General features: G+C 67.3%; 16 protein-coding genes and 1 tRNA gene. 12 read left to right on the top strand and 5 right to left on the bottom strand.

Annotation, left to right across the window (positions count from 1 at the left end; genetic code table 11):
- Positions 1-20 precede the first annotated feature (20 nt).
- From BLM15_RS24130 to BLM15_RS24105, 6 genes are all read left to right on the top strand, one after another.
- Positions 21-2,210 (top strand): xanthine dehydrogenase family protein molybdopterin-binding subunit, encoded by a 2,190-nt coding sequence (locus BLM15_RS24130; RefSeq protein ID WP_126115130.1) that lies wholly within the window; start codon positions 21-23, stop codon positions 2,208-2,210.
- Positions 2,207-2,653, top strand: a complete 447-nt coding sequence (gene soxX / locus BLM15_RS24125) for a sulfur oxidation c-type cytochrome SoxX (RefSeq protein WP_236846404.1) — start codon at positions 2,207-2,209, stop codon at positions 2,651-2,653. The genes BLM15_RS24130 and soxX overlap by 4 nt, the downstream gene beginning before the upstream one ends.
- Positions 2,616-3,110 carry a thiosulfate oxidation carrier protein SoxY gene (locus BLM15_RS24120; RefSeq protein WP_126115129.1) on the top strand — a complete coding sequence of 165 codons (495 nt, stop codon included), beginning with the start codon at positions 2,616-2,618 and terminating at the stop codon, positions 3,108-3,110. The genes soxX and BLM15_RS24120 overlap by 38 nt, the downstream gene beginning before the upstream one ends.
- 4 nt (positions 3,111-3,114) lie before the next feature.
- Positions 3,115-3,441 carry a thiosulfate oxidation carrier complex protein SoxZ gene (soxZ, locus tag BLM15_RS24115; RefSeq protein ID WP_126115128.1) on the top strand — a complete coding sequence of 109 codons (327 nt, stop codon included), beginning with the start codon at positions 3,115-3,117 and terminating at the stop codon, positions 3,439-3,441.
- Positions 3,438-4,199: a sulfur oxidation c-type cytochrome SoxA gene (gene soxA, locus BLM15_RS24110; protein WP_126115127.1), complete on the top strand. Its 762-nt coding sequence runs from the start codon at positions 3,438-3,440 to the stop codon at positions 4,197-4,199. Before soxZ ends, soxA begins: the two co-directional genes overlap by 4 nt.
- Before the next feature lie 62 nt (positions 4,200-4,261).
- Entirely contained in the window at positions 4,262-5,200 is a 939-nt protein-coding gene (locus BLM15_RS24105; protein WP_126115126.1) for an alpha/beta hydrolase, read from the top strand.
- 3 nt (positions 5,201-5,203) lie between these two features.
- Here the strand turns inward: BLM15_RS24105 and BLM15_RS24100 are convergent, their stop codons facing one another.
- Positions 5,204-6,325 (bottom strand): ROK family protein, encoded by a 1,122-nt coding sequence (locus BLM15_RS24100; protein WP_126115125.1) that lies wholly within the window; start codon positions 6,323-6,325, stop codon positions 5,204-5,206.
- A gap of 184 nt (positions 6,326-6,509) precedes the next feature.
- On the opposite strand from BLM15_RS24100, the gene BLM15_RS24095 reads away from it, so the two are divergent.
- From BLM15_RS24095 to BLM15_RS24085, 3 genes are read left to right on the top strand one after another with little or no spacing between them, the layout of a single operon-like run.
- On the top strand, positions 6,510-6,989 hold the full coding sequence (locus BLM15_RS24095) for a DUF2938 domain-containing protein (protein ID WP_126115124.1): 480 nt from the start codon (positions 6,510-6,512) through the stop codon (positions 6,987-6,989).
- A gap of 39 nt (positions 6,990-7,028) precedes the next feature.
- Positions 7,029-8,264: a metal-dependent hydrolase family protein gene (locus BLM15_RS24090; RefSeq protein ID WP_126115123.1), complete on the top strand. Its 1,236-nt coding sequence runs from the start codon at positions 7,029-7,031 to the stop codon at positions 8,262-8,264.
- Between the two features lie 7 nt (positions 8,265-8,271).
- A complete protein-coding gene (locus BLM15_RS24085) occupies positions 8,272-8,997 on the top strand; it encodes a spermidine synthase (RefSeq protein WP_126115122.1) in 726 nt (241 codons plus the stop codon).
- Here BLM15_RS24085 and BLM15_RS24080 read toward each other — a convergent pair.
- A complete protein-coding gene (locus BLM15_RS24080) occupies positions 8,994-9,737 on the bottom strand; it encodes an aspartate/glutamate racemase family protein (protein WP_126115121.1) in 744 nt (247 codons plus the stop codon). The two genes, BLM15_RS24085 and BLM15_RS24080, sit on opposite strands and share 4 nt — an antisense overlap.
- 219 nt (positions 9,738-9,956) lie before the next feature.
- Between BLM15_RS24080 and BLM15_RS24075 the strand changes: the two genes are divergently transcribed.
- A complete protein-coding gene (locus BLM15_RS24075; protein ID WP_126115120.1) occupies positions 9,957-10,145 on the top strand; it encodes a DUF3008 family protein in 189 nt (62 codons plus the stop codon).
- A 19-nt stretch (positions 10,146-10,164) separates the two neighbouring features.
- Here BLM15_RS24075 and BLM15_RS24070 read toward each other — a convergent pair whose 3' ends face one another.
- The 3 genes from BLM15_RS24070 to BLM15_RS31460 all read right to left on the bottom strand — a co-directional run bounded on the left by BLM15_RS24070 (position 10,165) and on the right by BLM15_RS31460 (position 11,415).
- Positions 10,165-10,683 (bottom strand): GNAT family N-acetyltransferase, encoded by a 519-nt coding sequence (locus BLM15_RS24070; RefSeq protein ID WP_126115119.1) that lies wholly within the window; start codon positions 10,681-10,683, stop codon positions 10,165-10,167.
- Between the two features lie 81 nt (positions 10,684-10,764).
- A tRNA-Arg gene (locus BLM15_RS24065) sits at positions 10,765-10,841 on the bottom strand.
- 85 nt (positions 10,842-10,926) lie between these two features.
- A complete protein-coding gene (locus tag BLM15_RS31460) occupies positions 10,927-11,415 on the bottom strand; it encodes a hypothetical protein (RefSeq protein WP_164547623.1) in 489 nt (162 codons plus the stop codon).
- 12 nt (positions 11,416-11,427) lie between these two features.
- Between BLM15_RS31460 and BLM15_RS24055 the strand changes: the two genes are divergently transcribed.
- Entirely contained in the window at positions 11,428-11,700 is a 273-nt protein-coding gene (locus BLM15_RS24055) for a hypothetical protein (protein ID WP_164547622.1), read from the top strand.
- Positions 11,701-11,760: 60 nt separating this feature from the next.
- Positions 11,761-13,182 (top strand): M48 family metalloprotease, encoded by a 1,422-nt coding sequence (locus BLM15_RS24050; protein WP_335904807.1) that lies wholly within the window; start codon positions 11,761-11,763, stop codon positions 13,180-13,182.
- Positions 13,183-13,194 lie beyond the last annotated feature (12 nt).

The raw sequence follows: 13,194 nt of genomic DNA, 5'->3' as shown, positions 1-13,194 counted from the left end.
ATCCGCATCAGGAGGACGCCATGAGTCTAGCCTCTGTGACCGATACGAAGCTCTCCCGCCGCACCATCCTGAAGGGCTCGGCCGCAGCCGCCGGCGCCTTCAGCTTCGGCTTTTCCATCCCCTTCGCCGATGAGGCTCAGGCGCAAGGCGCAGTGCCGGAGATCAACGCCTGGGTCGTGGTCCATCCCGACGACAAGGTGGTGATCCGCATCGCCCGCTCGGAAATGGGTCAGGGCACGCTGACCGGCCTCGCCCAGCTCGTCGCCGAAGAGCTCGACTGCGACTGGGCCAAGGTCACGACCGAATATCCGACGCCAGGCCAGAACCTCGCCCGCAACCGCGTCTGGGGCAATTTCTCGACCGGCGGCAGCCGCGGCGTGCGCGAATCCCATGAATATGTCCGCAAGGGCGGCGCAGCGGCTCGGATGATGCTGGTCCAGGCCGCGGCCGATGGCTGGAAGGTGCCGGCTGCCGAATGCAGCGCCGCCAAGGGCGTGATCACCCACAAGGGTTCCAACCGCTCGATCCGCTATGGCGAGGTCGCCGCAGCGGCCGCCAAGCTCCAGCCTCCGGCCAATGTGCCGCTGAAGGACCCGAAGGACTGGATCATCGCCGGCAAGCCGCTGAAGCGGCTCGACACCGCCGACAAGACCACCGGCAAAAAGGTCTACGGCATGGACTTCACGCTGCCGGGGATGCTCAACGCCGCGATCAAGGACTGCCCGGTTTTCGGCGGCAAGGTGAAGAGCTTCGACGCCGCCAAGGTCAAGGACATGCCGGGCGTCAAGCACGTCCTGCCGGTAGGCGACAGCGCCGTCGCCGTCGTCGCCGATACCTGGTGGCGCGCCAAGACCGCGCTCGACGCGCTGCCGATCACCTGGGACGAGGGCGAGCACGCTAAGGTCTCCAGCGAAAGCATCGCCGCCTGGCTGAAGGAAGGGCTCGATGCGCCGCAAGCGGCGGTCGGCAACCAGAACGGCGACGTCAAAGGCGCTATCGCCAACGCCGCCCGCGTCATCGAGCAGGTCTACTCCTATCCGTTCCAGAACCATGCCTGCATGGAGGTGATGAACGCGACGGCGCTCTACACCCCCGAGCGCTGCGAGGTCTGGACGCCCACGCAGAACGGCGAGGCAGCGCTGGCCGCGACCGCCGAGGCCTCCGGCCTGCCACTCGCCAAATGCGAGGCCTACAAAATCGATCTCGGCGGCGGTTTTGGCCGACGAGGCGCCGTCCATGACTGGGTCCGCCAGGTCGTCGCCATCGCCAAGCAGATCCCGGGCACGCCGGTCAAGCTGATCTGGTCGCGCGAGGAGGACATGCTGCACGGGCGCTTCCACCCGGTGACGCAGTGCAAGCTCACCGGCGCGCTCGACAAGGACGGCAACCTGACCGGTTTGCACCTGCGTATCTCCGGCCAGTCGATCGTCGCCGGCATCTTCCCGCAAAACATCCAGAACGGGCGCGACCCGGCCGTCTTCCAGGGCCTCAACCCGCCGGGGCCGGAGGCCTCGATCGGCTACACCGTGCCGAACCTCTTGATCGACCACGCCATGCGCAACCCGCATGTGCCGCCGGGCTTCTGGCGCGGGGTCAACCTCAACCAGAACACCATCTATCTCGAATGCTTCATGGACGAACTGGCGCATGCGGCGGGCAAGGATCCGCTCGAATTCCGCCGCGCGCTGATGAAGAACCATCCCAAGCATCTCGCGGTGCTCAACGCCGTCGCCGAGAAGGCCGGCTGGGGCACCAAGGCGCCGGAGGGCGTCTATCGCGGCATCTGCCAGACCATGGGCTTCGGCTCTTATGTCGCGGCCGTTGCCGAGGTTTCGGTCGATGCCGCAGGCAAGCTGAAGATTCACAAGATCACCGCCGCGACCGACCCTGGTCACGCCGTCAACCCGGCCCAGATCGAGCGCCAGGTCGAGGGCTCCTTCGTCTACGGGCTCTCCGCTGCGCTCTTCGGGGAGTGCACGGTCAAGGATGGGCGCATGGTCGAGGAGAATTTCGACACCTATCCGGTGATGCGCATGGAGGACATGCCGGCGGTCGAGACGATCATCGTGCCCTCGGGCGGCTTCTGGGGCGGCGTCGGCGAGCCGACCATCGCGGTCGCGGCGCCGGCGGTACTGAACGCGATCTTCGCCGCCACGGGCAAGCGCGTGCGCAACCTGCCGCTGAAGAACACGGATCTGCGCAAGGCGTGAGGCTTGCCGCGATCCGGATCGCACTGATCGTGCTGGCGCTCGCGAGCGCGCCGGCAGGCGCGCTCGAAGCCTACACCGTCGTCGGCGACGCGATCCCCGCGCCGCTCGGCGGCAAGGTCGGCGATCTCAAACGCGGGCGGGCGCTCGTGCTCGACCGCGCTCAGGGCAACTGCCTGATCTGCCACCAGGTGCCGGAGCCGAACGAGCCCTTCCAGGGCACGATCGGTCCGGGCCTTGCCGGCGTCGCTACCCGGCTCGACAGCGGCCAGTTGCGTTTGCGCCTTATCGATGCCGGCCTGCTCAATCCGCAGACGGTGATGCCGCCCTATTTTCGTACCGAAGGATTGCGAGACGTTGCCCCGGCCTTTCGCGATCGGCCGGCGCTCACCGCCCAGGAGATCGAGGATGTCGTCGCTTATCTCGCCAGCCTGCGCACCCCCTGAACAGGCGCTCTCGCGCCGCGAGGTCATGGCGGCCGGCGCCGCCGGCCTCGCGCTCGCCGCCCTGCCCGCCCCCGCTCTGGCTGCTGCACCACCAGCGCTCGCCGAACTGATCGCCCGCATTACCGAAGGCGCGGTGCCGGAGCGCAGCAAGATCACCTTCGACATTCCCCAGCTGGTCGAGAACGGCAACTCGGTCGATGTCGCGATCGAGGTCGAGAGCCCGATGACGCAGGCCGACCATGTCCGCTGGATCCATATCATCGCCGAGAAGAACCCGTTCCCCGACGTGGCGCGCTTTCATCTGTCCCCGCGTAGCGGCCGGGCCGATATCCGCGCCACTTTGCGCCTCGCCACCTCCCAGAAGGTCGTGGCGATCGCCTCGTTGAACAGCGGCGGCTACGTCATGGCCGATGCCGACATCGTGGTGACGCTGAGCGCCTGCATCGACGGAGGCTGACCCGATGGCATCGTTCAACGCCCGCATCACCATGCCGGCAGAGGCCAAGGCCGGCGAGATCGTCGAGATCCGTGTCCTCGTCCGCCATCCGATGGATCGCGGCGGCCAGGTCGATGCCGAAGGGCGCGTGGTGCCACGCAAGATCCTGAATCGCCTGACCGTGACCTATGTCGGCGAGCCGGTGTTCCGCTACGACATGCACACCGGCATCTCGGCCAACCCCTTCGTCAGCTTCACCACCCGCGCCGTCGAGACCGGCGACCTCACCTTCGAATGGCGCGAGGATGGCGGGGCGACCTTCACCCGCACCGCCCGTCTCGTCGTGACATGAGCGCCACCCGCCGCGTCCTTGCGGCAGTCTTGATTGCACTGGCCGGGGCAGCCGGTGCCGACGAAATCAAACCGGGCAGCGCCTTCCTCTCGCCGCAGATGCACCAGCAGCAGGAGGACGAGGCTCGCAATCCCGGCTGGCTCTGGGTCGAGCAGGGCGAGGAACTGTTCAGTCGCCGAGAAGGAGCCGCGCCGAGCTGCATCTCCTGCCATGCCGATCCCAAGCAGAGCCTGCGCGGCGCCGCCGCCCGCTATCCGCAGGTCGATACCGACAGCGGCAAGCTGATCAATCTCGAAGGGCGGATCGAGCAGTGCAGGGTCGGACGGCAGAAGCAGCCTGCCTTCGGCTATGAGAGCCAGGATCTGCTCGGCCTCACCGCCTATGTCGCCTCGCTCTCGAAGGGCATGCCGCTATCGGTCTCAGCCGAGGGCGTGGCGAAACCCTTTTACGAAGCCGGCAAATCTTTCTATGAACGCAGGCAGGGCCAGCTCAACCTCGCCTGCACGCAGTGCCATGACGGCCTCGTAGGTCAAAAACTGCGCGGCGACACGATCAGCCACGGCGTCGGCACCGGTTATCCCGTCTACCGGCTCGAATGGAACGGGCTCGGCTCGCTGCACCGGCGCCTGCGCGCCTGCTCGCTCGGCGTCAGAGCAACGCAGTTCGATTACGGCTCCGACGACTATCTCGCGCTCGAACTCTATCTCGCCGTCCGCGCCAAAGGACTCGCGCTGGAGGCCCCCGGTCTGCGACGATAGGCCTTGGCGACAGTCGCGCGAGCCGTCACGATCCCGGCACAGTCCTGTCGGAGACGTCTTGGATGCTTCGCCTGCCTGCCCTCGTCGCCGCACTCCTGATCGCCACGACCGCCATCGCGCAGCCCGACGCCGAGCCGCCGGCTTCCGCTGCCGCCGGCACCGCGACGCCGCCACCCTTCGTGCTGAAAGGCACCGAGGTCAGGACGATCAAGGCCAAGGCGCTGCAGCGCGACTACGAGATCTTCGTCAGCCTGCCGGAATCCTATCAGTCGCAGCCGCGGCGACGCTTCCCGGTGCTGTTCGTTACCGATGCCGACTATGCCTTCCCGTTGGTGCGCAGCATCGCCCGCCGGGTCGGCAACCGGGCCAAGGGTCTGGAGGAGTTCATCCTGGTCGGTCTGTCCTATTCGGTCGGAGACACCCCCGAATACAGCCGCCGGCGCGACTACACGCCGACGCCGAACGGCGAGAAGACCAGGGATCAGTCGGGCCGCCCGCCGGTATTCGGTGAAGCTGAGGGCTATCGCCGCTTCCTCTCCGAGGAGTTGATGCCCTTCGTCGCCGCGACCTACCGCACCGACACCACCCGCAGCATCTATGCCGGCCATTCCTATGGCGGATTGTTCGGTCTCTACGTCCTGCTGACCGAGCCAAAGCTGTTTCAGCATTATATCATCGGCAGCCCCTCGCTCTGGTTCGACCAGAAGGTGCTGTTCCAGCGCGAGCGCGGCTATGCCGAGGCCAACAAGGAGCTGAAGGCGAACGTGCTGATGGCGATCGCCTCCTATGAGACGATCGACAAGGCTTCGGGCGACCCACGCTACAACGGCAAGACCGACATGATCGCCGATCTCAGGGAATTCGAGCAGGCACTGCGCTCGCGCAGTTATCCCGGCCTCAAGCTCTCGACCGAGATCATCCCCGGCGAAGACCATCTCACCGTCTTCCCGGCGATCGTGACGCGCGGCCTGCTCTGGGCGCTGCCGGCCAGGCGGGACTGAGCCTCAATCCTTCTTGTCCTTGCCGTCCTTCGGCTTGTCTTTGTCTTTTTCCTTGTCCCGGCCTTTCGGCTTGGCGCGGTTGTGGAAGCTCGCATTGCCGAGCCCGGTGCCGATGGTCAGCACCGCCCAGTGCTCGACATCCTGCATGAAGGGCAGTTCGCTTAAGCCTTGCACGACGGCGTCGTTGTGCATGGTGACGACGGTATCGTGCTCGCCGATCTCCGGCGCCATCTCGCGGATGCTCTCGACCAGGTTGAAGCGGCTGCTCGACCAGTTGCCGGGCAAGTTCTGCGCGCCGCGGTCGATCGCGCCATCCGGCTCGATCAGGCCAGGGCAGCCGACACCGATGAAAGGCGCGACGCGCAGGCCCTCCTTTTCAGCGTGCCCGATCTGCTCGCCCAGCATCTTGCCGAGCCGTTGCACCGCCTCCTCGCGACTCGTCTCCTCGTCGGCATGGCGCCAGAGCTCGGTTTCCCAGACGCGGGCCTTGCTGAGGTCGGGCGCCTTGTCCTGACGCAGTTCGACGATGCCGGCGCGGATGTTCGAGCCGCCGATATCGACGGCGACCAGGCTGTCATAGGCTTCGAATATCCATTTCGGCGCGAGATGGGCACTGCCGACCAGCCCGGCCTCGTCCGAGTGATGGCGCACCGGCACGAGCTCGATCGAAAAGCCTTCGGTCTGCAGGATGATGCCGGCCCGCGCGATCGCCAGCTCGCCGATCCGGCTCTGCCGGAAACCGCCGCCGACGACGATGCGCTCGACCGGGCTCCAGGCCTTCTGGCGCAGAAACCGGCGGATGACGAAGGCGAGCGACTGGGCGAAACGCTCGACCGCCGAGAGCACCAGCGCCGCCTCGCGGGCCGTTCCCTCAATAATGAGCTTGTCGAGCTCCGACTTGCTCGGCGTCTTGCCGGCGTCCGCCAGCGGGTCCTCGCCTGCCTCAGCGAGATGGCCGCGCAGTTCGGCGAGATGGTCCATGAAGGCGCCGCGGCTCGCCTTGTCGCCAAGGAAGCCGTCGGCATCACGGATTTCGAGATTGTAGCTGGTGACGATGACCGAGGGCAGTTCCTCCGCCCCATGCGGCCCGTTCGCGCTCGTCTTGCTCGCCGTCGCCACTGCCATCGCATAACCCCCGCCTTGAAAGTACCTGAGGAGAACGAGCAGAGTCCCCTGGCGGTTCCTGCGCCGCTGCGCCGCATGGCCCGCCTGCGCTACGGACAGGCCAATTCAACCTGCTGGCGATTGACCAGGCCGGGCGGTTCCGCCTCCATAGCTGCAAGGTCGGTTTGCGGCCGGGGGGACAGATATGCTCGAAGTGATCAGCCGTTCGCTCGTGATCGGCGTCGGCGCAACCGCGCTGCTCGACCTCTGGGCGCTGTTCCTCAATCGCGCCTTCGGCATCCCGCTCGCGAACTGGGCCGCAGTCGGGCGCTGGTTCGCCTATCTGCCGCGCGGCCGCTTCGCGCACGACACCATCGCCGAGACGCCGCCGGTGCAAGGCGAACTCGCCGTCGGCTGGATCATGCACTACCTCATCGGCGTCCTCTTCGCCGCGATCGTGCTGCTGCTCTGGGGCCTGGACTGGGCTCGCTATCCGACACTGCTTCCCGCCCTGATCGTCGGTGTCGTCACGGTCGGCTGCGGCTGGTTCATCCTGCAGCCCGGCATGGGCTTCGGCCTCGCTGCGAGCAAGCGTCCCAATGCCAGCCAGGTCCGGCTGATCGGCCTGATCAACCACACCGTCTTCGGCTTCGGGCTCTGGCTCACGGCGTTCCTGACCCGCTGAACACGACCGATCGAGACTTCATACGCAAGGACGAAAGCCATGGCCGCGACCCTGTTCCACAATGCCCGCATCGTCGACGGCACCGCGCCCGAGCGCAGCGCGCCGGTCTCCGTCCTGGTCGAGGGCGGGCTGGTCCGCGAGGTCGGCAAGACCGTTCGCTCCGACAAGGCAAAGGCTGTCGATCTCAAGGGCCGCACCCTGATGCCCGGGCTGATCGACGCCCATGTCCACGTCATCGCCGGCCTCGCCGATCTCGGCCGCAACGCCGCCTTGCCCGACTCGCTCGTCACGGTGCGCTCGCTGGTGATCATGCGCGAGATGCTGCTGCGCGGCTTCACCACGGTGCGCGATGTCGGCGGCGCCGATTTCGGCCTGAAGCAGGCGACCGAGGAGAACGACTTCCCGACGCCGCGCCTCGTCATCTCCGGCAAGGCGCTGAGCCAGACCGGCGGCCATGCCGATTTCCGCGGCCGCTATGACGACCGGCTCGCGCCGACGACCCGCCATCGCCTCGGCGCGCTCGGCCGCATCTGCGATGGCGAGGCCGAGGTTCGCCGTGCCGCCCGCGAGGAGCTGAAGGGCGGTGCCGACTTCATCAAGATCATGGCCAATGGCGGCTGCGCCTCGCCGACCGACCCGATCCATTTCCTCGGCTTCTCCGTCGGCGAATTGCAGGCGGTCGTGGAAGAAGCCCGCATGGCCGGCACCTACGTCTCCGCCCATGTCTACACCGACGAGGCGATCCGCCGCTGCGTCGAGGCCGGCGTCCATTCACTCGAGCATTGCAATCTGATCCAGGCAGAGACGGCCAAGCTCGCGGCCAAGAACGGCGCTGTCGCCGTGCCGACGCTCGTCACCTATGACAAGCTCGCCAGCGAAGGCGGCAAGCTCGGCTTCCCGCCCGATTCCGTCGCCAAGGTCGAATATGTCCGCGCCGCCGGCATGGAATCGCTCGCGATCATGAAGAAGGCCGGGCTCGCCATGGCCTATGGCAGCGACCTGCTCGGCGAGATGCATCGCCACCAGTCGGAAGAGTTCGTCATCCGTGGCCGGGCCCTGCCGGCGCATGAGGTGATCGGCGCCGCCACCCATGTCGCGGCCAAGCTGCTGAAGCTCGAGGGCAAGATCGGCGCAATCGCGCCGGGCGCCTATGCCGACCTGGTCGTTGTCGATGGCGACCCGCTGAAGGATCTGGCGCTGCTGACCCGCCAGGGCAAGCACATGCCCGTCATCATGAAGGCCGGTGCCTTCGTCAAACGCGCCCGGCTGGATTGACGCGCCGATGAAGCCGTGGACGCAGCTCGACGCCACCTCGATCCCCGGCGGCGGCACGCTCAAGCTCATGCGCCGCGGCGAGGACGAGTTCTCGATCACGCTCGGCCATAACGAGCTGATGAACTCGCGCCTCAAGGGTTCGGAAGAGGCGTTGGCGACGCTCACCATCGACAGGATCGGACAACGCCCAAAGCCGTGCCTCTTGATCGGCGGGCTCGGCATGGGCTTCACGCTCCGGGCCGCACTCGCAGTGCTGCCGAAAGATGCCGAGATCGTCGTCGCCGAGCTCATCCCGGCGGTGGTCGCCTGGGCGCGCGGTCCGCTCGCTGCGATCTTCGCCGGTTGCCTCGACGATCCACGGGTCAGCGTGCGGGAGGCCGATGTCGCTGACGTCATTCGCGACGGAAGCGACCGCTACGACGCAATCCTGCTCGACGTCGACAATGGGCCGGACGGGCTGATGGTCGAGGCCAATGACCGGCTCTACGACCATGCCGGCCTGTCCCATGCGAAGGCCGCCCTGCGGCCGGGCGGCGTGCTCGCGGTCTGGTCGGCCGGACCGGATCGCAGCTTCACCCAGCGCCTGCGCCAGGCCGGCTTCGCCGTGGAGGAAAAGACGGTGCGCGCTCGCGCCGGAGCGGGCGGCGCGAAGCACATGATCTGGCTGGCCGGCACGGGAGGGTCCGCTTCGACCGCGCAATCTGCACTGCCTCCGTCGAAGCAGCGCCGCTAACGTTCGCCAAGCAGGCGCGCCAAGCCGGCCGAGAGCCCGACATTCGGCACCGCCGCCGGCAGCGCGAGGTCGCCCTGGACCGGCTTTGGCAGCGGGTTGCGTGCCGCTTCCAGTACAGCGGCGAAGCCGGCTTCAGTCGAGCAGATCACCGGCACGCCGACATAAGGCTGGACCCGCGCCGCTAGCCCGGCCAGCCCGGCGCCGCCCAGGATCACCGCTTGTGCTCCATCGCGTTCGACCGTTCGCCGGCTGGCTTCCGCCAGCAGCGTCAGCGAGCCATCCGGGTCGGCGGCGATGTCGCCGCCGGTCGGCGCCACCGTCTCGACGGCGGCGAGCCTACCGTCCAGCCCGAGCGCGGCGACAAACTCGGTCAGGATCGCGCCCCAGCGCTCGCCGCCAGTGACGATGGAAAAGCGTCCGCCCTGCGAAGCAGCCTGCTGACAGGCGGCCTCGGCCATGCCGATGACCGGCACGCCGGCGATCTCCTTCAAGGCCATCAGTCCGGGGTCGCCGAAGCAGGCGAGATAGACCGCATCGCAATCGGCACCCTGTTCGGCGAAAGCGTCGAGCGCCGCATGGCCAGCAATCGCTCCGGCGCTGCGGCTGGAGATGTAGCGCGCCCCGAAGCGGCCGGTGGCCGGCTTCAGCGTCACGCCGGCGGGCGTCAACGGCGCCAGAACGTGCAGGACCAGCTCGGTCATCTCGATGCTGGTGTTGGGATTGAGGATGAGAATGCGCAAGATGATCCCGAGAGACGAGTGTTGGCCGGCCTTGGAGTCTTCTTCAAGAGCCGTGCCATGAGCTTTGCCGCGCCCGCCTCTCACCGGCAAGGGCAGGCACCCCGCAGCGTTCGCATGATCGCCACGTGAAGAGAGCCGGCTTGCAGTGGCGGCGTCAGGAACCATCCTGCTCCGATCGGGTTGCACGCTCAACCGAACCTCATATCGGGAGATTGGATTATGCCAGCCAAATCAAAGGCGCAGCAGAAGGCCGCCGGAGCCGCGCTCGCCGCCAAACGCGGAGACATCCCCAAGAGCGAGCTCAAGGGCGCCTCGAAGTCCATGGCCAAGTCGATGACCGAGAAGGAACTCAACGAGTTGGCCTCCACCAAGCGCAAGGGCAAGCCCGAACACGTGGCGAAGCATTGAGGAAGGCGCCTGCGCCTCTCTATGAGGCGTGCCCGGTTCCCGCACCACGATACCGGTAGACTAGGTCCTCAGGATCTGTCCTGGCGGCGCTGGCGTCGAGTTGAGCACCGAGCCTCTCCGCCACAGCGATCGAGCGCTTGTTGCGCGGATCGACATAGCTGACGAGCGTCTCCAAGCCTAGTTGCTCGAAAGCCCAGTCGCGCAGGGCGGCCGCAGCTTCGCTCGCATAGCCCTGCCCCTCATGTCCGGCATAGATCAGCCAGCCCAGCTCCTTCTCGGGAAAGAGCGGTCCGTGATTGATGCCGACCTGCCCGATACAAATACCGCCGGGCAGATCGATCATCAGGGCGCCATGACCGAATAACGTCCACACCGCCACGTCATGGCAGAACACACCCCAGGCACCGCGCTGATCATAAGGACCGCCCATATGCTGCGCCCGCGATGAGCCCAGGAAATCGGCATAATCAGGAAAATCGGCAATGATCGGCGCACGCAGGATCAGGCGTTCGGTCCGAATCGTCGGCACTAACGTCATGGCAAGGTTGACCTCGACATCGGCAGAATCGACCCCGTCCGTCGGACGGGGTGCTGGCGCTTGTGGCAGGATGAGGAAAACTGGCGTCCCGGAAGGGATTCGAACCCCTGACCTACGGTTTAGGAAACCGTTGCTCTATCCTGCTGAGCTACCGGGACGCACGTTCTTGCGTTTAGCATAAAGCCGATGCGGGTGAAGCCTCCCTTTGCAGCGATCTTGCTGGTCCTCGGCAGCATGGCGGCGTCAACCGCTGTTACGCGGGCCGCGGATGACATTTGCGCAACGCCGGAGGCAACGGAGGTGGTCAGCCTTGCTGGTCTTGACCGGCATGGCGACCCGCTCCTCGCCGACGGCAGGACCGTCAGGCTCGTCGGCCTCGCGCCACGGCAGAACGATGCCGAGCGCGAGCGTTTCACTGCGCAGCTGACGCGTTGGCAGGGTCAGGCTTTCCGTTTGGCGCCGCTTGGTGGTGCGGATCGCTGGGGCCGTCTCCCGGCTCGTCTCCTCGCCGCCGAGGGCGCCACCGATCCATTCGCAGGCCAGCCCGACCTGACCGCGGCCCTCCTCGCCGGAGGCGCCGCACTGCGCCTCGCCGAACCCGGCCTCGCCGCTTGCAACGAACTCTGGCGGAAGGCTGAGCCGCGACCGATAGCGGCCGGCCCCCAGAATCGTTCGCCGGCCACCGCGCAGGGAGGTTTTGCCGCAGTGGCTTTCCCGGTCATCGACGGTCATGATGCTGCTGCGATGCGAGCGCAGGCGGGCCGGATCGTCGTGGTCGAGGGGCGTATCGCTGCGGTGGGAGAGCGGGCGCAGCGAACCTATCTCAATTTCGAACGGCGGCGCGGCGCGGGTGGCAGCATCGTCCTGTCGCGCGCGTTGTGGCGTGAATTGCAGCGCAGCGGCTGGACCGCCGCGACGCTGACGGGTAAACGCGTGCGCGTACGCGGCGTGGTCGAGGGGCGCGATGGCCTCCTGATCGAAGCCGAGACGCGCAGCGCACTGGAATTGATCGACTAGGGGCAGATGCGGAGATTTCAGCGACATCGTCAGCCGTTCCGGGGGCGTCTGGCCGCCGCGGTGCTGCCGGCCCTGTTGCTGGCGGCGTGTTTCGGCGATCAGAACTCCGTCCTGGCGCCGCTCAACCAGCCTGGTGGCGAGCCGGCGCCGCGGGTTGCCAACCTGCAGCGCGGCACCGACCGCGAGCACCAGCGCCTGCTTGCTGCCTTTGGCGGCGAATACCGCGCACCACAGGTCAAGGCCGTACTGGAAGAGATCATCGTCAGGCTCGCCAAGGCTGGCGAGGGCCAGATCGGCACCTATGAGGTGACGATCCTGAACTCGCCGATCGTCAACGCCTTCGCGTTGCCGACGGGACGGCTCTACGTCACGCGCGGCCTGCTCGCTCTGGCGAACGATTCGGCCGAGATCGCCTCGGTGATGGCGCATGAGATCGCCCATGTCACCGCGCGCCATGCCGTCGAGCGCGCCGAGATGGAAGCGGAATCGGCGCTGGTCAGCCAGGTCGTGGCGCAGGTGCTGAACGACCCGACGACCGGCGCGGCCGTGCAGCAGAGCTCGAAGCTCTCGCTCGCCCGCTTCTCGCGGCAGCAGGAGCTGACCGCCGACCAGATCAGCGTGCGCAACATCGCCCGCGCCGGCTACGATCCCTATGGCGCCGGCCGCTTCCTGGTCTCGCTCGGCCGCAACACCAGCTTCCGCGCCGGCCGCCAGGGCGGCGGCGACAAGAAGCTCGACATCCTCTCCAGCCATCCCTCGACGCCAGAACGCGTCGCCGCCGTCACCAATGGCGCTCGCCAGATCGGGGCGCCCGGCATCGGCGAGCGCGAGGCCTCGCGCTGGCTCGCCGCGATCGACGGCATCGCCTTCGGCGACGATCCGGCCGACGGCGTGGTCCGCGGCCGCCGCTATCTCAACAGCGCGCTGCGCATCGCCTTCACCGCGCCTGATGGCTTCGAGCTTGAGGCGGCCCGCGAAATGGTGGTCGGCGTCAGCAATGACGGCACGCAGGCGCTGCGCTTCGACTCGGTCGCACTGAAGGCCGGGCAGACGCTCGAATCCTATGTCGCCTCGGGCTGGATCGATGGCGTCGCCACCGCCGAGGTCCAGTCGCTCACGGTTGGCGACCTGCCGGCGGCGGTGACCTCGGGCAAGGGCGCCGATTGGACCTTCCGCCTCGCCGCGATCCAGGCCGGGCCGCGTGTCTATCGCTTCATCCTCGCCGCCAAGGGCCAGAACGATCCCGAACGCGCTATGCGGGCGCTGCTCGACAGCTTCCGCAACCTGAGCGCCAGCGATGCGCAATCGGTCAGCCCGCTGCGAATCCGGCTCGTCACCGCCAGTGCCGGCGACACGCCCGTCAGCCTCGCCGAGCGCATGGCCTCGACCGACCGGCCGCTCGAACAGTTTCTGATCCTGAACGGGCTGGAGCGCAGCGCGAAGCTGACGCCCGGCCAGCGTTACAAGATCGTGAGCGAATAGCGCGCCGCTCGC

This window comes from Bosea sp. Tri-49, from assembly GCF_003952665.1.
In the GTDB taxonomy this organism is placed as follows: Bacteria; Pseudomonadota; Alphaproteobacteria; order Rhizobiales; family Beijerinckiaceae; genus Allobosea.
This window is presented reverse-complemented; position numbering and strand designations above follow the sequence as displayed.

Excerpts from the sequence above, each read along its gene's own strand:
- BLM15_RS24105 (WP_126115126.1), top strand. The coding sequence starts at position 4,262 with ATGCTTCGCCTGCCTGCCCTCGTCGCCGCACTCCTGATCGCCACGACC.
- BLM15_RS24055 (WP_164547622.1), top strand. The coding sequence starts at position 11,428 with ATGCGAGCGCAGGCGGGCCGGATCGTCGTGGTCGAGGGGCGTATCGCT.
- BLM15_RS24070 (WP_126115119.1), bottom strand. The coding sequence starts at position 10,683 with ATGACGTTAGTGCCGACGATTCGGACCGAACGCCTGATCCTGCGTGCG.
- BLM15_RS24075 (WP_126115120.1), top strand. The coding sequence starts at position 9,957 with ATGCCAGCCAAATCAAAGGCGCAGCAGAAGGCCGCCGGAGCCGCGCTC.
- BLM15_RS24095 (WP_126115124.1), top strand. The coding sequence starts at position 6,510 with ATGCTCGAAGTGATCAGCCGTTCGCTCGTGATCGGCGTCGGCGCAACC.
- BLM15_RS31460 (WP_164547623.1), bottom strand. The coding sequence starts at position 11,415 with ATGACCGTCGATGACCGGGAAAGCCACTGCGGCAAAACCTCCCTGCGC.
- BLM15_RS24085 (WP_126115122.1), top strand. The coding sequence starts at position 8,272 with ATGAAGCCGTGGACGCAGCTCGACGCCACCTCGATCCCCGGCGGCGGC.
- soxA (WP_126115127.1), top strand. The coding sequence starts at position 3,438 with ATGAGCGCCACCCGCCGCGTCCTTGCGGCAGTCTTGATTGCACTGGCC.
- BLM15_RS24120 (WP_126115129.1), top strand. The coding sequence starts at position 2,616 with ATGTCGTCGCTTATCTCGCCAGCCTGCGCACCCCCTGAACAGGCGCTC.
- BLM15_RS24130 (WP_126115130.1), top strand. The coding sequence starts at position 21 with ATGAGTCTAGCCTCTGTGACCGATACGAAGCTCTCCCGCCGCACCATC.
- soxZ (WP_126115128.1), top strand. The coding sequence starts at position 3,115 with ATGGCATCGTTCAACGCCCGCATCACCATGCCGGCAGAGGCCAAGGCC.
- BLM15_RS24100 (WP_126115125.1), bottom strand. The coding sequence starts at position 6,325 with ATGGCAGTGGCGACGGCGAGCAAGACGAGCGCGAACGGGCCGCATGGG.
- BLM15_RS24090 (WP_126115123.1), top strand. The coding sequence starts at position 7,029 with ATGGCCGCGACCCTGTTCCACAATGCCCGCATCGTCGACGGCACCGCG.